Origin of the sequence: Carnobacterium sp. (assembly GCF_045617425.1) — a bacterium.
GTDB lineage: Bacteria > Bacillota > Bacilli > Lactobacillales > Carnobacteriaceae > Carnobacterium_B.
The window spans coordinates 67,416-85,938 of the sequence record NZ_JAZLIO010000021.1 but is presented as its reverse complement, the minus strand read 5'-3'; the positions used below and the strand labels follow the sequence as shown (position 1 = coordinate 85,938).

The window sequence follows — 18,523 nt, the reverse complement described above, 5'->3', positions numbered from 1 at the left end:
TTCCCATGCCGAACACAGAAGTTAAGCTTCTTAGCGCCGATGGTAGTGAAGGGATTCCCTTTGTGAGAGTAGGACGTTGCCACGCAAATCAAAAAGACATCATCTCCGGATGATGTCTTTTTTGTATTTGTTGTTAAGTTTTATTAACAAATGATTATTTGACAAATCGTGTGGATACTTCAAAATGACATTTCTTCTGGAATGGACGGGTTTGCTTGAAAAGCATGGGACTACCGCTAATACTTTCTAATCCACAAAAAGACACTTTGAATATTACATTATCCAAGGTGTCTTTATACGTTTATGTTTAAAGTTTACGCACGAGGGTTATCTAACAAAACAGTATTCTTAACATCTTCAACTGTTTTGGTCCCAGCAAGCTGCATAACAATCTCAAGTTCATGTTTAAAGTGATCGAAAACAGATTTAACACCTTGCGAACCGCCTAAAGCTAAACCATAAATAGCTGGGCGACCAATTGCAACTAAATCAGCACCACTAGCTAAAGCTTTAAAGACATGTTGACCTCTACGTACTCCACTATCAAAAACAATAGGGACTTTCCTATCAACTGCTTCAGCAACGCCTTGTAATGAATCAAACGCAGCAGGACCGCCATCTAATTGACGTCCGCCATGATTAGTTACCCAGATACCACCGGCACCAGAAGCAAGAGAGATTATAGCATCTTCTGCTGATTGAACGCCTTTAACAAATACAGGTAAACCAGAGTAAGATGCAATAAATTCAACATCTTTAGGACTAAGTACTTGTTTAGAAGAGCCATAAACAGAGTCCATGGATTGTCCAACACCTGATTGATAAGCTTGAACGATTGGCATACCTAAAGGAAAAACAAAACCATTTCGTTTGTCGGCTTCACGATTTCCTCCAACAGTTGCATCTGCTGTTAATACGATTGCTTTTACTCCATTAGCTTTAGCTTCATCCAAAATATCTCTGTTAATGCCATCGTCTTTACTCATATAAAATTGGAACCATTGTGGAGCACCAGCTCCGGCTGTTGAAATTTCTTTGAATGGTTTATTGGCATATGAGCTAATAGTCATGATAGAACCAGATTCAGCCACAGCTTTTGCAGTAGCTGGTTCAGCTGCTACATTAGCAAGACCATGAGCAGCGACTGGAGCCATAATGATTGGGGTAGCTAACTCGCTTCCAAAAACAGAAGTACGCTGATCAGGGTGCTCAATATTTTTTAATACACGAGGGACAATTAGTTTATGATTAAAAGATTCAATATTTTGTTTGATTGTCCACAAGTCTCCAGCACCACTAGAAATGTAGCCATAGCCGCCTTTTGGAATGACTTTTTCAGCTTCTAACTCGAGATCAAAAACATTTATGATATCTAATGGTTTTTCCGCTTCACTTGCCTTATAAGGAACTTTGTTGGCGGATGCTGATTCTTCTTCTATATTATCTAAGGAATGATTTATTTGTACGTCTTTTTCAATCTCTGTCATGATATTCCCTCCAAAAAGTTGTATTTGATGATAGGTCTAAGTTTACCACTCCAAAAGAAAAATTCAATTTTTAAGAGAAAATAAGATTAATTTAATGAGAAATTGCTTATTGCATTGAAATATTGTTCTGCTACAGCTAAAATTGAAATAAATAAGAGTGTATAAAAAAAGATTTATTACTTCGAAGGAACGTTATTTTTCAATATTGACAAAAATTTGTCTAATTATGACGATTGATTAAAAAAAAGGTTGACAAATGGTGGTGGATTACTTACTATTTATAACCAATAATGCTATAATGTTATGAAAGAGGTGAAGAAGATATGATAACCATTAAAGATGAAGAAAAAAATGTCTATTGTGAATCTAGGCAAAAAAAGATTTGCCCTAAATTTGAACATACATTTGCCATTTTAGGTAAAAAATGGATGGGACTTATCATTGAAGTGTTATTAGAAGGTCCTCAGCGCTTTAAAGATATAGCAGCTACTATTCCAAACGTAAGCGATCGCGTATTGGTCGAACGACTAAAAGAGCTTGAACAAGAAGGTCTTGTAGCGCGTACGGTTGATCCAGACGCGACGATGAGAGTGGCGTATAGCTTAACTGAAAAAGGTCAGGCTTTAAAAGTAGTGATGGCTGATGTTCAAACTTGGGCTGATGAATGGATTTGTGAGGAATAAACACAATCTTATTGGAAAGTACTTGACCTTTAAGTCAAGATTACGTTAAACTAAATTAGTATGTAAAAAATGAATAATTAAAAACTGTGATGGAAAAGAGTAATTTGGATTGTCTAAACCAGAGAGCAAGTGTCATTGGCTGAAAACACTTGAATTAGAAAACCAAATGAACGTTCACTTCCTGAGTTGACTTTGGGAATTACACTTAGCTAGTTAAAGGTAATGAATAAAGTTCCGGTATACGCCGTTATGTAAATGAAGTGTGGATTTTGCGTAAGCATTATTCAAACAAGGGTGGTACCGCGAACGTAGCCTCGTCCCTTTTTAGGGATTAGGCTTTTTGTGTGCTTTAAAATAGCTTGAAGCAGATTCAGTGAGCGTTGCAATGATAAATTTATTTAAAGGGGAATTAAAATGGACTTAAAAGACAATTTACAATTGTTAAGTAAGGAAGCTGTAGAAAAAATCGAAGCCGCCATAGATTTAAAAGAACTTGATCAAGTACGTGTAGCCTACTTAGGAAAAAAAGGCCCAATTACTGAAATATCTAAAGGAATGAAGACTGTTTCTCCAGAAGAACGTCCTATCTTAGGTGCGCTTGTAAATGAAGTTAGAAATGAAATTACTTCACACTTAGAAACAAAAAAAGCACGATTAGAAATGGAAAAAATCAATCGTGATTTAGAAAGTGAAACCATTGACGTAACGTTGCCTGGCAGCTCTGTAGCTGTTGGTCAATCACATGTATTGACTCAAATAATCGAAGAAATCGAAGACTTATTTATTGGAATGGGCTATCAAATTATAGAAGGACCAGAAGTCGAAGAAGATAGTTACAACTTCGAACGAATGAATTTGCCTAAAGATCATCCTGCTCGAGATATGCAAGACACCTTTTATATTACAAATGAAATTTTATTACGTACGCATACTTCACCCGTTCAAGCTCGTACTATGGATAAACATGATTTTTCAAATGGTCCATTGAAAATGATCAGTCCTGGTAAAGTTTATCGTCGAGATAGCGATGATGCAACTCACTCTCATCAATTTCATCAAATGGAAGGTTTAGTAATTGCTAAAGATATTACAATGGGAGATTTAAAAGGAACGTTAGAAGTGTTTGCAAAAAAACTATTTGGTGAAGAGCGTGAAATACGGTTACGTCCTAGTTACTTCCCGTTCACTGAACCTTCTGTGGAAGTAGATGTTAGTTGTTTCAAATGTAGTGGAAAAGGTTGTAATGTATGTAAACATACTGGCTGGATCGAAATTTTAGGTGCGGGTATGGTTCATCCAAACGTGCTTGAAATGTCTGGAATTGATGCAACGGTTTATAGTGGATATGCATTTGGCTTAGGTCCTGATCGTGTAGCAATGTTAAAATACGGAATTGATGATATTCGTCATTTTTATCAAAATGATGTTCGTTTCTTAAATCAATTCAAAGTAAAGGAGTAAGACTATGAATGTATCTTATCAATGGTTGAAAGAATATTTAGATTTATCAAAAGTTACACCTGAAGCATTAGCAGATAAAATGTCACGAACAGGTATTGAAATTGAAGACATCAATATACCAGAAACTGGATTGAAAAAAATTGTTGTTGGTCATGCGGTAGAAGTAGTGAACCATCCAGATTCTGATCATCTACATGTTTGTCAAGTAGATATCGGAGAAGAAGAATTATCTCAAATCGTTTGTGGCGCACCTAATATTGCAGCTGGTCAAAAAATTATTGTGGCATTACCAGGATCTCGTATTGCTGGAAATGTAAAAATCAAAAAAGGTAAGATGCGTGGTCAAGTATCAAATGGAATGATCTGCTCATTAGCTGAATTGGGTTTCTCTGAAAAAGTGATTCCAAAAAAATATGAAGATGGCATTTATATCTTGCCGGAAGATGCAGTAGCAGGAGAGCCTGTGTTTCCTTATCTTGCAATGGATGATTCGATTCTAGAATTATCGATCACACCTAACCGTGCAGATGCACTAAGTATGCGTGGTGTTGCTTATGAAGTTGGAGCAATATACGATCAACAGCCTAAATTTCCATCTTTTGAATTAACTGAAGATGAAACAGATTCAGTTGAAAACTATCTTAATGTGACTGTAGAAAATAGTGAAGATACACCAAGTTATAATATTCGGATTATCAAAAATGTTAAAGTTTCCGAAAGCCCAATGTGGCTGCAAACAAAATTAATGAATGCAGGCATTCGTCCGTTGAATAATGTAGTAGACATTACAAATTATATTCTATTAGAATATGGACAACCTTTACATGCATTTGATTACGATCAATTGCAATCAAAAGAAATCGTCGTTCGCCAGGCTAATGATGGAGAAAAGTTAACCACTTTAGATGGAGAAGAACGTTCATTAACTTCTGAAGATATAGTAATCACAAACGGTTCTATCCCGGTAGCGTTGGCAGGAACAATGGGTGGGTTGGATTCAGAAATTGAGGACACCACTGTAACAGTTGCAATAGAAGCAGCTGTATTCAATCCAATTTCAGTGCGTAAAACGGCTAAAAGATACAACTTGAGAAGTGAATCAAGTTCGCGTTTTGAAAAAGGAATTAATCTTTCTACGATTACAACTGCTGGAGATCATGCAGCAGCGTTAATAGCTGAATTAACTGGTGGAACAGTAGTAGCTGGAACGTCTTCTCAGTCTGTTTTGGAAATCAAAGACAAAGTTGTCTCTATTACATTAAGTAGAATCAACCGTTCATTAGGAACGTCTATTACTATTGAAGAAGTGAAAGCAATTTTTGACCGTTTAGGATTTAACGTTCTAGAAAAAGAGGGTTTATTTGAAGTAGCTATTCCACCACGCCGTTGGGATATTGAAATTGAAGCAGATTTAGTGGAAGAAGTGGCTCGTATTTTTGGTTACGATAATTTACCTTCGACTTTACCAACAAGTCCAGCTCAGCCTGCAGCTTTAAATAGTAAACAGCGTCTCGTACGTCATACGCGCCGTTTCTTAGAAGGAGCAGGGTTATCACAAGCCATCAGTTATGTATTAACAACTCCAGAAAAAGCAACTCAATACATGATGCGTGAGAGTAAAGCAACACAGTTAGAAATGCCTATGAGTGAAGATCGTAGTACATTAAGAATGAATTTATTAAGTGGTTTATTAGATGATGTTAGTTACAATAAAGCACGTAAAAATAAAAACGTCGCTTTATATGAAATTGGCCGTGTATTCTATAAAGAGTCAAGTCAAGTATTACCAATCGAAGAAGAACATTTGGCAGGTGTGTTGACTGGATCTTTACTGGAAAAAGATTGGAAAGGTCAACCAAAAAAAGTTGATTTCTTTGTTCTAAAAGGTATTTTAGAAAAGTTAATAGCTTCATATGGTTTAACTGAGAAGGTCACTTTTGTTGCAGACAAACAACGTGATGGAATGCATCCAGGACGGACAGCAGCTCTTTACGTAGGAGAAAAGGAAATCGGATTTGCTGGTCAAATTCATCCTTTGGCAGCAAAAGCGTATGAATTAGATGAAACGTACGGTTTTGAAATAAATCTACAGGCTATTGTAGAAGCTGAAAAAGAATCAACTGTCTACGAAGCTATTCCGAAATTTCCAGGAATGACGAGGGATATCGCTTTATTAGTAGATGAGACTATTACAAATCAGCAATTAGTAGATTTAATTTACAAAAAAGGCGGCAAATATTTAGTTGGCGTACGGTTGTTTGATATTTATCAAGGCGAGAATATTGAAGAGGGCAAGAAATCAATGGCTTATACACTTTCCTATTTAAATCCTACTGCAACAATGGTGGAAGAAGAAGTGGCAAAAGCTTATGATAAAGTAACAAGTGCGTTAATAGAAGAATATCAAGTCGTTGTACGCTAAGTCTAGTTGGAATGATTAAGTCAATCCAATGAATTGAGTGTTTAAATGTTGACCACATTTTTGGAAAAATAACAAAAAGAGTCTTGCTAGTAGCAAGGCTTTTTTGTTATGCTAACAAGCACTAAACACAAATGATTATTCTATCTTTTTGCTATCTAGGAAAAGATAATTCAGGGGGAACTATATGAGGAAGAACGAGTTAAAAAAAGAAGTAAGTGGAATAACGGCGTTGACTGTTTTAGTAGGAACAGTAATAGGGGCAGGTATATTTTTTAAACCAACAGCTGTTTATGGCGCAGCTGGTGCTCCAGGTTTAGGTTTATTAGCATGGTTTGTAGCTGGAATCATCACAATGGCTGGTGGTCTGACAGTTGCTGAAATTGGAACAATTTATCCTCAAACAGGCGGAATGATGATTTATTTAGAAAAAGTATATGGACGATGGTTAGGTTTTCTAGTCGGATGGGCTCAGATGATTATCTATTACCCAGCGAATATAGCAGCATTAGCTATTATTTTTGCTACTCAATTTGTTAATTTATTTACATTATCCGATAATGTGATTGTACCGACAGCTATTATAACAGCTATTTTTTTAATGGGCGTAAATTTTTTAGGAACAAAATATAGTGGGCGGATTCAAACAGCGGCCACTATTTTGAAGTTGATTCCTCTTTTAGTTATTATCGTAGCAGGGTTGCTTTATCCTGGTGGAGGTGTAGTAAGACTGATCCCACTTTCAGTAGAAAGTCATCCAGTTTTGACTAGTTTTGGTTCTGCTCTTATTGCAACTTTATTCGCTTATGATGGGTGGATTAATGTAGGGACGCTTGCTGGAGAAATGAAGAGTCCTGGTAAAATGCTACCAAAAGTGATTATTGGTGGATTATCAATCGTCATGGCCGTATACTTATTAACAAATATCGCTTATTTGTTTGTCTTAGACAGTACTCAGCTAGCTGGAACGGATACACCGGCAGCTCTAGTTGCTTCACATCTTTTTGATGGGATTGGGAGCAAATTAGTAACGATAGGAATATTGATTTCTGTATTCGGAGGAATAAATGGGTATATCATTTCTGGACTAAGAGTTCCTTATGCGTTAGCAACTCAAAAAATGTTGCCATTTAGTAACTGGTTTGCCAAAGTCAACACTAAAACCAATTTACCAATTAACGGAGGTCTAGTTATCTTAGGAATTGCCATCTTAATGATTTTGACAGGACAATTCAATCAACTGACAGATTTAATTATTTTCGTTATTTGGTTTTTTATAACTTTGACATTTATTGCGGTTATCATTTTAAGAAAAACTCAGCCAGACATTGAGCGACCATACAAGGTTCCTTTATATCCGATTATTCCATTGGTTGCTATAATTGGAGGATTATACATTATCATTAATACTTTAATCGTTCAGCCAGGAAATGCCTTTATTGGGATTTTTCTAACACTTATTGGAATACCTGTTTATCTTTATTGTAAAAAGAAATACGGAATACCTGAAAAAGAATAATGAAACTAAAAACCTCCATTTGCTGGTCTTCAGCTAGTGGAGGTTTTTAGTTGTATAATCAGCGCAAACCGCTAATTTTTTTTGCTTTTTCTGTATTCGCAAAATGTAACTTAGCATAGTTTCTAAGCAATGGGATTCCACCTTGTTTTAAAAGCTTTGCAGCAACTAAATCAATATTGCTACCGGCACCAGATGGAATTTTGAAACCTGCTTTTGCGCTCAATTCATCAAGACCTTTTAAAAAGGCATAACGTGCAATAATAGAAGCCGCCGCTACGGATAGGTGGTGGCCTTCGCCCTTAGTCTGAAAATAAACAGACTCTTTTACTTGTTTTGGTTGATCATTAATATGGTTGAAATAAGTTGCAGGAAGTTCAAATTGATCGATTAAAATACCATCTGGTTTTTGAGGGCTGATTTTTTCAAGCACATGACCTAAAGCTTGATTATGTAAAATAGCTTTCATTTTACCTTGTGTCATAGTTGGTTGAATAGTATTATATTTTTCAGGCATAACATTTAATAAGCTGTGTGGTAAGAAAGTAACCAAGTCTTTTGCTACACGAATAATTTCTGAATCCTTCATATCTTTCGAATCGCGTACGCCCAATTCCTTTAACAAAGCAAGTTGAGAGTGGTCGGCATAAGCTGCAACGACCGTTAATGGTCCAAAATAACTTCCGGTTCCGACTTCATCACTACCAATAACTGACCAACTACTAAAATCTTTTGGTAAAGGGGTATTCAAAGATGAAGCGGATGATTCTTTTTTTTTTGGTGGGACAATTGATGCTTTGGATTTCCAAATAGCAGCTTCTTTTTCAGAATCTGCACCTTGAAACAATACTTTGCCAGAATTGTATCCCGTTACGTTTACGGCTCCCTTTTTAGCAGCAAAAAAAGCACCAGGAGGAGTAGAGGATTTCAAGCAAGTAGTGTAATATTGTTTCATATCTGTTAAGGTTTTTTTTGAAACTAATAGTACTTCATTAGACATTCTGTCACTCATTTCTTCATTAATTAATCATCTAACTTGTAGTTTACCACATATTTTCATTTGATATTGGCAAGATATTAAAATGAAATGAAAAAAAGTGCAACTATTAGGCGATTCATGGTAAAATAAGGGAAATGTAATTTTTAGGAGGGACTGCCATGTCAAAAGGGAAAATTCGATATAAAACTACAATAGCAGGAAGACCCTATACGATTATCGGAGCTAGACCCGAAGAACACATGCGGTCAGTGTCTAAAATGGTAAATGAGCAAATGCAACAAATTGAATCATTATCAAAAGGATTAGACCCCGAACGTAGAGCAGTTTTAGTAGCGGTTAATGCTGTATCGGATCAAATTGAACTACAAATAAAACTAGATGCTATGCAAAAAAAAATAGCAGAATTAGAAAAGAATTTACAGAAAGATCAGGAATTTAAAATAAATGAAGAACAAATTCCTGAATAAAGGTGATAAGTAGTATGTTAATGACAGTCCTTATAGTTTTAATTTTAGCCATGGGAGCTTATAGTGGTGCTAGAAGAGGTTTAGTCCTTCAATTTGTTTTTACAATAGGTTATTTTGTTTCATACTTATTGGCAAGAAATTATTATCAAATGTTAGGATCACACTTAGAATTGATTGTTCCTTATCCATCAGCTACCGAGAGTAGTCAATTTGTTTTTTATGACCAAGCCTTAGGATTCAATCTAGATGGTGCTTTTTATAATGGTGTCGCATTTATAATCATCTTATTTGTAGGTTGGTTAATCACTCGTTTTATAGGTGGCTTACTAAATGCTGTGACGCTTATTCCAATTATCAAGCAACTAAATTCGCTAGGTGGAGCATTATTAAATGTTATTGTTTCTTATATCGCTATCTTTATCATTTTGTTTTTATTAACAATGGTTCCGATAGATGCTATTCAAGAAGCATTTAGTAATAGTTGGTTAGCACGTACAATAGTAGAAGATACACCAGTCATTTCAGCACAACTGTATAATTGGTGGATAGAATCGTCATTGAAGTAAGTAATATAGTTAAATAGTAAAAAAAAATCGTTTCTCTTAAACTAGGGGGACGATTTCTTAATGTGAACGATAGGAAAACTTTATTTTACAATTAAATAAAGCTAGTAATAAAAGTATAATGAAATGAGAGGTGAAATAGATGAACAAAAAAATCCTTCAAACATTGGAATTTAGTAAAATTATCCAAGCAGTTGCCAATTTTGCTGCTTCTGATTTAGGGAAAGAACAAGCTTTAACGTTAGCTCCCTCAATTGATAAAGAAGAAGTTGAATTATGGCAAGATGAAACCGAAGATGGTACAAAAATTATAAAATTAAGAGGCAGCATGCCTATTCCCAAATTACAAAATGTTCGTCCTCATTTAAAACGCTTGGATATCGGTGCTAGTTTAAATGGATTAGAAATTGCTCAAATTGGAAAAATTTTGCGCACTACTTCTGAATTAAACCGTTTCTTTGAGAATTTAAAAGAATCTGGTATTGAAATGAATCGCTTATATGATCTGGCTGAAAACTTTGTTACAACGCCAACTTTAAATCAGTTGATTCGTGAAACGGTAGATGAAGATGGCCATATTCTAGATGACGCAAGTCTTGCTCTAAAAGGGATTCGTACTGGCATCAAACGAGGAGAAAATAATGTTCGTGAAAAGCTCGATGGAATTGTTCGCGGGAAAAGTGCACAATATTTAAGTGATGCAATTATTACTATTCGTAATGATCGTTATGTTATTCCAGTTAAACAAGAATACCGTAGTCATTTTGGTGGTGTAGTCCATGATCAAAGTTCAACAGGCCAAACATTATTTGTTGAACCACAAAGTGTAGTTGAGTTGAATAATCGCTTGCGCCAACTTCAAATTGAGGAACGACGTGAAGTAGATCGTATCTTAGCTGAAATTTCGAATGAAATTGCTCCGTATAGTAAAGATATTTTAAATAACATGTTTTTATTAGGTAAGCTTGATTTTATTGGTGCAAAAGCAAGTTATGCAAAAAACGTGGCTGCAAATAGACCACTAATTCATGAAGATAACGAAGTGAAGCTATTGAGTGCAAGACACCCTTTATTGGATCCAGAGACTGTAGTCGCAAATGATATTTTAATTGGTGGAGAAAACCAAGCAGTTATTATTACTGGACCAAATACTGGTGGGAAAACGATTATCCTAAAAACATTAGGGTTGCTTCAATTAATGGGACAAGCTGGATTACAAATACCCGTTGCTCCAGAGAGTCAAATTGGATTATTTACTGAAATATTTGCTGATATTGGAGATGAACAATCCATTGAACAGAGTTTAAGTACTTTTTCTTCTCATATGACAAATATTGTATCTATACTAGATCGAATGGATAACAAAAGTTTGATTATCTTTGATGAATTAGGAGCAGGGACAGACCCTCAAGAAGGAGCTGCACTTGCTATAGCTATTCTAGATAAGGTTGGTGCTGTTGGCAGTTATGTTATGGTGACTTCTCATTACCCTGAATTAAAAGCATATGGATATAATCGTCCACAAACAATTAATGCGAGTATGGAATTTGATGTTGACACACTCAGCCCAACTTATCGATTATTGATAGGTGTTCCAGGTCGAAGTAATGCTTTTGAGATCTCTAAGCGATTAGGTTTGAGCGAAGATGTTATTGATTCTGCTCGTCAACTGATTGATGGTGAAAGTCAAAACTTAAATGAAATGATCTCTGATTTAGAAAATAGACGCAAAATGGCAGAAACAGAGTACCTTGAAGTGCGTCACTACGTTGATGAAGCAGAGCAATTGCATGCGGATCTACAAACGGCAGTACAGCAGTTTTATGCTGAACGTGAAGAATTGATGAAAAAAGCACGCGAGAAAGCTAATAATCTAGTTGAGGAAACAGAAGAGACAGCTGATCAAATCATTAAAGATTTACGCAAAAAACAAATTCAAGGGCATTATGAAAATGTAAAAGAACATGAATTGATTGATGCAAAAACACAGCTGTCTGGGTTAAAGCAAGAAGAAGCTTTAGCCAAAAATAAGGTGTTAAAAAAAGCCAAAGCGAAACAGGTAATGAAACCTGGAGATGATGTGATAGTTCAATCATTTGGCCAAAAAGGTGTGTTAATGGAACGAGCAGATAAAAATCATTGGGTCGTTCAAATGGGTATGTTGAAAATGAAACTTAAAGAAAGTGATTTAACATTAACTGAACCAGAAAAAGAACCGAATCGTAAAATGATTGCATCAGTACGTTCAGAATCAAACAGTCATGTTTCGCCTCAGCTAGATTTAAGAGGCGAGAGGTATGAAAATGCCTTAGCTGAATTGGATCGTTACCTTGATGCCGCTCTTTTAGCTAACTACCCTCAAGTGACTATAGTACATGGAAAGGGAACTGGAGCTATTCGACAAGGTGTAACGGATGCGCTGAAAAGGCATCCCTCGATAAAAGAATTTCATTATGCTCCACCTAACCAAGGAGGAAATGGTGCTACAATCGTAGAATTTAAATCTTAAGCTTTTGGGTAGATATTAAAAGTAATTTTTGATATAATGAACAAACAATATAACTTACTATTAATAAGTTGTAAAAATGTCTTTGGGAGGAATAGCAATGGTACAAGCAGTAACTGACGCAACTTTTGAAACAGAAACTAAAGATGGTTTAACAATTACAGATTTTTGGGCAACATGGTGTGGGCCTTGTCGCATGCAGTCGCCAGTATTAGAAGAACTTGATGAAGAAATTGGGGACGAAGTAAAAATCGTCAAAATGGATGTTGATGCTAATCCAGAAGTTCCAAGTTCGTTTGGAATTATGAGCATTCCTACTCTATTAGTCAAAAAAGATGGAGAAGTTGTTGAAAAATTAATTGGTTACCACAATAAAGAACAAATCGAAGATGTTATCGCTAAATACAAATAAACAACAAAAAAAGGATCGAGACAAAAATGTCTCGATCCTTTTTTTTGTTGTTTGTGCTAAAAGTTAGGTATTTTTAATAATTACTTTTTTTGAATGAGAATTCTTATAATAAAGAACTTCTTTCTTTAGCTCTTCTATTAATGAAAAATCTTCAATCGCTTCCAATAAATTAAAGCCTTTTTGAGTCCAGGTTTCTGTCTCAGCAGTAGATTTTTTTAATTTAGTTAATATAATGCCTTTTCGTACGTATACAACACCGAGTATTCGGTACCTCCCTTTGTCTTTGCTTAGTGCAATCAAAGAATCTGCTTTTTCCAACGCTGGTTGGTAATTATGATTTTCCATTAGTAAATAAATGAGATTCATAGAGTAAGCCAGTTTCAACTCTATTGCTTCATGAAAATGTTGGTAATTTTCTAACTCCAGCAATGCGCGTTTTGAAATGAAATGAGAAGTATCAAAATTAAAGAAAAAAAGAATATTGTTTAACAAACGCAATTCAATTAAGTACCATTTATCAAGCTGAGCAATGCGTTGCCAAACCTTTTCAGCATAAGGTGCTGCTTGTGATAGATCATTGGTTTTTGAAAGGGTGATGAGCGCATCACAAATATAAAAAATATCTTGTACAACGTTATCCTCATGCTCATTTAAATAGTTTTTTGTTGTTTCTCTAACTTTCATCAAGGTAGTTAAATCGTTATTTACAGCCATTGTTTTAAATTGATATAAAATAGCGTCTTTTCCTTTTAAGTGATAGTGATTGTGAATGTAATTAAATTCTTCATGACTCATATCTAAATTGTTTAAAATTTGAAAGTATTTAGTAATGGTTGGAATAATACTATCCAATTCAAATTTTGTATAAGTAGAACGTGCCATAGCTTCTTTCGCCACATATTGTTGAGTGTAACCTTTATTTTCTCTTATTTTTTTAAAGTCTTTGCCAAAATATTGACGAATATGTGTCATAAATTAAATCATCTCCTAATAAAAAAATGTGATTATATGAACATTATATAAAATAGTATAAATCATTTGCTATAATTAAGTCAAAGTTAGGAGGGATTGCATGAAAAAGATATTAAAAAAAATAGTATTATTTTTGCCGGTAATCTGGTTCATGGGCGGCGGCGGTGGCTAGTAGAAAGTTAAACCAGTTACTCTAGCATTTCCTTAATTCTTAGTCAGTTTTTCGGATTAGTAAGAGTGAGTTTGTTTGACTTACTCTTACTAATTCTTTGGATAATAAATGGATCTTTCGGTATTAAGTTTAGGAGGGACGCTATGGAAGCAAATAAAGTAAAAGCAAGAAATAGCTATGCTTATATTCTTGAAGGAAAGAATAGTTGTGATACTTTACTGGTAGACGAGGAAGACTTGATTGAAAATGCTGACGGAATCCTTGATTGCCCTCTTGATAGTGTGCTGAGAAAAAATGAATTATCTTTAAGTGATTTAAATGACATGAAAACTACAAAGTTGATATTTGTAAAATTAGACGAGAATAAAACCATAATATTGAATACTATCAACCTCAATATAAATATTTAAAAGAGGTAAAACTAAATAAGTGGATTTTAAAGCGTTGATATAAATTTAACGCTTTTTTTGCTGGTTAAAAAAATTATTTTTGCTACACTTATGTAAAATAATAGGTGTTAAGATTAATAATAAAAGTAGTAAGGATGATAACTTAATGAAAAGCATAACTATTAATACAGAAGATGGCAATCTTTATTGCACTGTAAGTGGGGTGGGCGATCCTTTACTTCTACTGCACGGCAATGAAGAAGACCACCAAATATTTGAACATCAATTCTCTCATTTTAGTAAACATTTTCAAGTTGTTGCACTAGATACAAGAGGACATGGACGTTCAGATCATGGAAAAGGCGTATTAACGTTTCAAAAAATTGCTCGAGATATTTTAGCTGTGTTGCGATATTTTAATTTGTCAGCTGTAAATATCATAGGTTTTAGTGATGGTGGAAATTTGGCATTGTATTTTGGCAGCCATTACCCAAAAAAAGTGATTAAACTTATTGTGATTGGTGCTAACTATAAAGTAAATGGGTTGAAAAAAGATGCTTTAGCTGAAGTAAAGAGAGAATATGTGTTATTGACCGTTTTAGGCGTCTTTTTTTTAAAAGCAGCAAAAAAAAGACAAATCATTGATCTCATGTGGCATCAACTAAATCTAAGTTCTGCTGATTTGGCAGCTATAGAATCGCCTACACTGATAGTAGCAGGTGAGAACGACGTTATTGAAGAAAGTCATACTAAAAAAATCCATAAATTGATCGCCAAGAGTGAATTAGTGATTGTACCAAAAGCAAGTCATTTTCTAATGGTTGAAAAGTATAAAGAGTTTAATCAATTTGCAACAAAATTTTTGCTTAACAATAGCTTTTCCTCATAAGTATTAAGTAGACTAATAGATACTAATTTTCAAGCCGATTTCTTGGAATATTTTAGCTTTTTAATGTATACTATTGGAGAAAATTTAAATTAAGAGAACAGATTAAATATAAAGCAAGATATTTATTTTTATTGTTTAATCTAGTTTCGATAACTAGATTGTATAGTAATTAAAACTGTGTTATCATGTTATTAAATATAGATAAACTAACTATTAAAAAGAAAAAATAAATGACAAAGTCTTTTGGGACACTACTAATTGCCAGATTTTTTTCAAGGAGGAAATAAAATGAACGAAGAAGCAGTGTATACAAAAAAATATCTAGTCACTAATGAGGTGCTTAATGCTGTAACACATGGTATTGGGGCTCTCTTGAGTATTGCTGGAATGGTTTTATTGATTATGAAAGCAGTAAACACAGGTACAACTTTAGAATTAGTTTCGTATTGTATTTACGGAACTTCACAATTTCTCCTTTATTTGTGTTCAACTCTTTACCATAGCTTGATTTTTACTCGAGCAAGAAAGCTGTTTAAAATTTTCGATCATTGTAGTATTTTCTTGCTAATTGCTGGTTCTTATACTCCTATTTCACTTATCACAATTGGTGGGAAAACGGGATGGGCATTGTTTGGAGTCGTATGGGCAATTGCTATATTTGGAATTGTTTACAAATGTCTTTGGATTGAGAAATTCAAAAAAATGTCGACACTACTGTATATTGGTATGGGTTGGCTGAGCATGTTTGCAATCAAACCTATGTATATTGGACTAGGATTTGATGGTTTTGCTCTACTATTAGCTGGTGGACTTTCATTTACCATAGGAACTATTTTCTACAGTATGAGAAACGTTAAGTACATGCATGTCTTGTGGCACTTATTCGTTTTAGCAGGTACTGCATTCATCTATTTTTCTATCTTACTTTATGCATAAAAAAGAAACTTAAAGAAAATGAGTTACTTTCTTTAAGTTTCTTTTTTTTTTGCTTCACTTAAAATTTATAAGGCTTTCTTTATGTTTATTTGCAAAAGAGTTGTATAATAAAACAGCTGAATAAGAATATGCAAGGAGGAATGACATGAGTATTGGGTATGCTTGTTTAACTGTAGGCGTTCCAAATACAGGTTTTAAAACTTGTCGGAAAGCAAATGCCACAGAAGAAAAACTAAAAGAATTAATACATTTTAATTTAAATTCACTAGAAAATGTGATTGAGTACAATATAAAAAATAACATTAAATTATTTCGTATTAGTTCAGACATCATTCCTTTTGGGTCTAGCCCGGTAAATACATTAGCATGGTGGGAACTATTTAAGCCTCAATTTGAACAAATAGGGAGTAAAATCAAATCTAGCGGTATGCGAGTGTCTATGCATCCCGGACAGTATACGGTATTAAACTCACCAGATGAAGACGTTGTGTCACGAGCGGTTGAAGATCTAAACTACCATACAAGATTTTTAGACAATCTTGGAGTAGGACCTGCACATAAAATTATTTTGCATATTGGTGGAGTTTATCAAGAAAAAGAAAAGGCTATGGAACGTTTTGTTAAAACTTACCAAACGCTATTGTCAGATGCCATAAAAAAACGATTAGTCATTGAAAATGATGATCGGTCCTATACGGTTTCTGAAGTCTTGAGAATTAGTCAAGCAACAGGTGCTCCTGTTATTTATGATAATCTTCATAATGCGATTAATACAAGCGATGTTACAAAAGATGATGCTTATTGGATTGAATTAACTCGAAAAACATGGAAAGTTGAGGACGGATGTCAAAAAATCCATTATTCTCAGCAAAGTCCAATGAATCGAATCGGGGCACATACGCAGACGGTCGCGATTGATCCATTTTTGGATTTTTATCATCAAGTATCGAGAGAAGATTTGGACATTATGTTAGAAGTAAAAGATAAAAATCTTTCTGCTGTAAAGTGTATTACTGCGACGACAGAGCACCCACATATTAACTTGCTTGAAAAAGAATGGAGCTTGTATAAATACAGTGTTTTAGAAAGATCACCGAAGTTGTATGATGACATAAGGCAGTTGTTAAAAGATAAAAGTAGTTTTCCAGTACTGGATTTTTATCGTTTACTGGACCAAGCAATAGCCATGGAAGTCACAACAGGAACAGCTGTAAATGCTGCTAGCCATGTATATGGTTATTTTAAAAATGAAACAACAGAAAAAGAAAAAGCGGGCTTTTTAAAGCAACTTGAAAAAGTTGAACAAACTAATGGCTCTATAAAAGCTCTAAAAAAAATATTGTGGAACTTAGCAGTAGGTTACAACCAACCTTACTTGCTTCAGTCCTACTATTTTGTATTTTAAAAATAAAAAAAATGTGAATGCTTGATGATGGAAATAAAATGAAGTATACTATTTTATTGTATCAAGCAATAGCTTGAATAGTTCACAGATGAAAGAGGAAAAAATATGAATATACAAAAAATTATTGCCTTAGTTATTTTACTTTCTGGAATTATTTTACTTTTTTATGGATTTATAGAAAGCAATCGAATTTCTTTAATTACCGGAATCGCCTTAATTGTGATTACAATACTAGATTATATGAAATTAAAAAACAAGAAAAATAAACCCTGAGCTATTTACTTCTAAGGGATTTTTTGTAAAAAAAAGAAAATATAAAATATTCAGTGCATTTAAGATCTAAGTATGCTATACTAATAGATGTAGATGTACGTGGTGTTTCACTTTTTAGAGGTCAAACGATTGTTTTTTCTTGTGTTTAAATAAGGTATAGGTTCGAATCCTATCTTCTACATTTTCAACTACCTTTGCTTAAAGGTAGTTTTTTTGTTTTAAAAATTAGTTTATTCAACATATAGTGTTATAAGGTAAGGTTCGTTAAATTGCTAAACGGATTGTTTGGGTACATCTTCTTTATTTGGTACTATAATAGTGTATTAATTAACTATGATAGGAGGACGAATAAGTATGGTGAAAAATTTCAAAGGTGCTTACCAATCAGTTGAGGAATCAGCAGCTCAAGTTGAACATTTAATTACAGAAGGTTATCAACCTGAGGATATTACTGTGGTCACTCATAAAGAAAATAAAGGTACGATTGAAAGTTTAACTATTGCCGAAGTGGACCCTATTCTTAATAAACAGAATAAATCAGTATGGAATCGAGTTAGAGATACCTTTAATGAAGCAGATGATACCAATCCGCTTAAAAAATATAAGTTAGACCCTACTATTACTCAAAGATACAATACAGCAATAAGAAATGGTGGTTATGTTATTATTACTGAAGAACCAGAGACCAACAAAACCAATCAAAACCTGAGAAGTCATCCAGTTAAGGATAAAAAAGATCCTACTTTATCAACAATTGGTGAAGTTTCCGCATCAGTAAAAGGAAAAATTTCAGAAGGAAACAATAAAGCTCCTTCAATAGACGGGATTCCTTTGAAAGAAACAGATGGGACATTTGGAGGGAATCATCCAACTGATAATCCAAGTATGCCTTCTACGCCTGGAACAGATCAACAAAGAGATATTCGAGTAGATCGATAATTTTAAAAAAATAAAAGCAGATTGAGGCTACGTT

At 34.2% G+C, this 18,523-nt stretch carries 17 protein-coding genes, 1 rRNA gene and 1 other annotated feature; of the genes, 15 read left to right on the top strand and 3 right to left on the bottom strand.

Annotated features, from left to right (window positions below):
• Window positions 1-85, top strand: a 5S ribosomal RNA gene (gene rrf / locus ACKI3H_RS11050); the annotation flags it as partial.
• A 229-nt stretch (window positions 86-314) separates the two neighbouring features.
• Here rrf and ACKI3H_RS11045 read toward each other — a convergent pair.
• A complete protein-coding gene (locus ACKI3H_RS11045; protein WP_407372293.1) occupies window positions 315-1,487 on the bottom strand; it encodes an alpha-hydroxy-acid oxidizing protein in 1,173 nt (390 codons plus the stop codon).
• A gap of 323 nt (window positions 1,488-1,810) precedes the next feature.
• Here ACKI3H_RS11045 and ACKI3H_RS11040 point away from each other — a divergent pair, with 323 nt between their 5' ends.
• The 4 genes from ACKI3H_RS11040 (at window position 1,811) to ACKI3H_RS11025 (ending at window position 7,569) form a co-directional block, all read left to right on the top strand.
• Window positions 1,811-2,170 (top strand): winged helix-turn-helix transcriptional regulator, encoded by a 360-nt coding sequence (locus ACKI3H_RS11040; RefSeq protein WP_407372292.1) that lies wholly within the window; start codon window positions 1,811-1,813, stop codon window positions 2,168-2,170.
• 77 nt (window positions 2,171-2,247) lie between these two features.
• Window positions 2,248-2,495: a binding site (T-box leader), on the top strand.
• 89 nt (window positions 2,496-2,584) lie between these two features.
• Window positions 2,585-3,631, top strand: a complete 1,047-nt coding sequence (gene pheS, locus ACKI3H_RS11035) for a phenylalanine--tRNA ligase subunit alpha (RefSeq protein ID WP_407372291.1) — start codon at window positions 2,585-2,587, stop codon at window positions 3,629-3,631.
• Between the two features lie 4 nt (window positions 3,632-3,635).
• The gene (pheT, locus tag ACKI3H_RS11030) at window positions 3,636-6,053 is read left to right on the top strand and encodes a phenylalanine--tRNA ligase subunit beta (protein WP_407372290.1); all 2,418 of its coding nucleotides are present in this window, start codon (window positions 3,636-3,638) and stop codon (window positions 6,051-6,053) included.
• 184 nt (window positions 6,054-6,237) lie between these two features.
• Window positions 6,238-7,569, top strand: a complete 1,332-nt coding sequence (locus ACKI3H_RS11025; RefSeq protein ID WP_407372289.1) for an APC family permease — start codon at window positions 6,238-6,240, stop codon at window positions 7,567-7,569.
• A 58-nt stretch (window positions 7,570-7,627) separates the two neighbouring features.
• Here the strand turns inward: ACKI3H_RS11025 and rnhC are convergent, their stop codons facing one another.
• Entirely contained in the window at window positions 7,628-8,566 is a 939-nt protein-coding gene (gene rnhC / locus ACKI3H_RS11020) for a ribonuclease HIII (RefSeq protein WP_407372288.1), read from the bottom strand.
• Between the two features lie 158 nt (window positions 8,567-8,724).
• Here rnhC and ACKI3H_RS11015 point away from each other — a divergent pair, with 158 nt between their 5' ends.
• The 4 genes from ACKI3H_RS11015 (at window position 8,725) to trxA (ending at window position 12,514) form a co-directional block, all read left to right on the top strand.
• The gene (locus ACKI3H_RS11015) at window positions 8,725-9,033 is read left to right on the top strand and encodes a cell division protein ZapA (protein WP_407372287.1); all 309 of its coding nucleotides are present in this window, start codon (window positions 8,725-8,727) and stop codon (window positions 9,031-9,033) included.
• A gap of 14 nt (window positions 9,034-9,047) precedes the next feature.
• Window positions 9,048-9,599 carry a CvpA family protein gene (locus ACKI3H_RS11010; protein ID WP_407372286.1) on the top strand — a complete coding sequence of 184 codons (552 nt, stop codon included), beginning with the start codon at window positions 9,048-9,050 and terminating at the stop codon, window positions 9,597-9,599.
• A gap of 139 nt (window positions 9,600-9,738) precedes the next feature.
• On the top strand, window positions 9,739-12,105 hold the full coding sequence (locus tag ACKI3H_RS11005; RefSeq protein ID WP_407372285.1) for an endonuclease MutS2: 2,367 nt from the start codon (window positions 9,739-9,741) through the stop codon (window positions 12,103-12,105).
• A 97-nt stretch (window positions 12,106-12,202) separates the two neighbouring features.
• Window positions 12,203-12,514, top strand: a complete 312-nt coding sequence (trxA, locus tag ACKI3H_RS11000; RefSeq protein ID WP_407372284.1) for a thioredoxin — start codon at window positions 12,203-12,205, stop codon at window positions 12,512-12,514.
• 63 nt (window positions 12,515-12,577) lie between these two features.
• On the opposite strand, the gene ACKI3H_RS10995 is transcribed toward trxA, so the two are convergent.
• Entirely contained in the window at window positions 12,578-13,486 is a 909-nt protein-coding gene (locus tag ACKI3H_RS10995) for a helix-turn-helix domain-containing protein (protein ID WP_407372283.1), read from the bottom strand.
• A gap of 315 nt (window positions 13,487-13,801) precedes the next feature.
• On the opposite strand from ACKI3H_RS10995, the gene ACKI3H_RS10990 reads away from it, so the two are divergent.
• The 6 genes from ACKI3H_RS10990 to ACKI3H_RS10965 all read left to right on the top strand — a co-directional run bounded on the left by ACKI3H_RS10990 (window position 13,802) and on the right by ACKI3H_RS10965 (window position 18,489).
• Window positions 13,802-14,068 carry a hypothetical protein gene (locus ACKI3H_RS10990; RefSeq protein WP_407372282.1) on the top strand — a complete coding sequence of 89 codons (267 nt, stop codon included), beginning with the start codon at window positions 13,802-13,804 and terminating at the stop codon, window positions 14,066-14,068.
• Window positions 14,069-14,213: 145 nt separating this feature from the next.
• The gene (locus tag ACKI3H_RS10985) at window positions 14,214-14,936 is read left to right on the top strand and encodes an alpha/beta fold hydrolase (RefSeq protein WP_407372281.1); all 723 of its coding nucleotides are present in this window, start codon (window positions 14,214-14,216) and stop codon (window positions 14,934-14,936) included.
• A 288-nt stretch (window positions 14,937-15,224) separates the two neighbouring features.
• A complete protein-coding gene (locus tag ACKI3H_RS10980; RefSeq protein ID WP_407372280.1) occupies window positions 15,225-15,872 on the top strand; it encodes a hemolysin III family protein in 648 nt (215 codons plus the stop codon).
• Between the two features lie 145 nt (window positions 15,873-16,017).
• On the top strand, window positions 16,018-17,277 hold the full coding sequence (gene uvsE / locus ACKI3H_RS10975) for a UV DNA damage repair endonuclease UvsE (protein WP_407372279.1): 1,260 nt from the start codon (window positions 16,018-16,020) through the stop codon (window positions 17,275-17,277).
• Window positions 17,278-17,382: 105 nt separating this feature from the next.
• On the top strand, window positions 17,383-17,550 hold the full coding sequence (locus tag ACKI3H_RS10970) for a UV damage endonuclease UvsE (protein WP_407372278.1): 168 nt from the start codon (window positions 17,383-17,385) through the stop codon (window positions 17,548-17,550).
• Between the two features lie 354 nt (window positions 17,551-17,904).
• Window positions 17,905-18,489: a hypothetical protein gene (locus tag ACKI3H_RS10965; RefSeq protein WP_407372277.1), complete on the top strand. Its 585-nt coding sequence runs from the start codon at window positions 17,905-17,907 to the stop codon at window positions 18,487-18,489.
• The last annotated feature ends 34 nt before the right edge of the window (window positions 18,490-18,523 follow it).

Coding starts and splice junctions, on each gene's coding strand:
- ACKI3H_RS11045 (WP_407372293.1), bottom strand. CDS start 1,487: ATGACAGAGATTGAAAAAGACGTACAAATAAATCATTCCTTAGATAAT.
- ACKI3H_RS11040 (WP_407372292.1), top strand. CDS start 1,811: ATGATAACCATTAAAGATGAAGAAAAAAATGTCTATTGTGAATCTAGG.
- pheS (WP_407372291.1), top strand. CDS start 2,585: ATGGACTTAAAAGACAATTTACAATTGTTAAGTAAGGAAGCTGTAGAA.
- pheT (WP_407372290.1), top strand. CDS start 3,636: ATGAATGTATCTTATCAATGGTTGAAAGAATATTTAGATTTATCAAAA.
- ACKI3H_RS11025 (WP_407372289.1), top strand. CDS start 6,238: ATGAGGAAGAACGAGTTAAAAAAAGAAGTAAGTGGAATAACGGCGTTG.
- rnhC (WP_407372288.1), bottom strand. CDS start 8,566: ATGTCTAATGAAGTACTATTAGTTTCAAAAAAAACCTTAACAGATATG.
- ACKI3H_RS11015 (WP_407372287.1), top strand. CDS start 8,725: ATGTCAAAAGGGAAAATTCGATATAAAACTACAATAGCAGGAAGACCC.
- ACKI3H_RS11010 (WP_407372286.1), top strand. CDS start 9,048: ATGTTAATGACAGTCCTTATAGTTTTAATTTTAGCCATGGGAGCTTAT.
- ACKI3H_RS11005 (WP_407372285.1), top strand. CDS start 9,739: ATGAACAAAAAAATCCTTCAAACATTGGAATTTAGTAAAATTATCCAA.
- trxA (WP_407372284.1), top strand. CDS start 12,203: ATGGTACAAGCAGTAACTGACGCAACTTTTGAAACAGAAACTAAAGAT.
- ACKI3H_RS10995 (WP_407372283.1), bottom strand. CDS start 13,486: ATGACACATATTCGTCAATATTTTGGCAAAGACTTTAAAAAAATAAGA.
- ACKI3H_RS10990 (WP_407372282.1), top strand. CDS start 13,802: ATGGAAGCAAATAAAGTAAAAGCAAGAAATAGCTATGCTTATATTCTT.
- ACKI3H_RS10985 (WP_407372281.1), top strand. CDS start 14,214: ATGAAAAGCATAACTATTAATACAGAAGATGGCAATCTTTATTGCACT.
- ACKI3H_RS10980 (WP_407372280.1), top strand. CDS start 15,225: ATGAACGAAGAAGCAGTGTATACAAAAAAATATCTAGTCACTAATGAG.
- uvsE (WP_407372279.1), top strand. CDS start 16,018: ATGAGTATTGGGTATGCTTGTTTAACTGTAGGCGTTCCAAATACAGGT.
- ACKI3H_RS10970 (WP_407372278.1), top strand. CDS start 17,383: ATGAATATACAAAAAATTATTGCCTTAGTTATTTTACTTTCTGGAATT.
- ACKI3H_RS10965 (WP_407372277.1), top strand. CDS start 17,905: ATGGTGAAAAATTTCAAAGGTGCTTACCAATCAGTTGAGGAATCAGCA.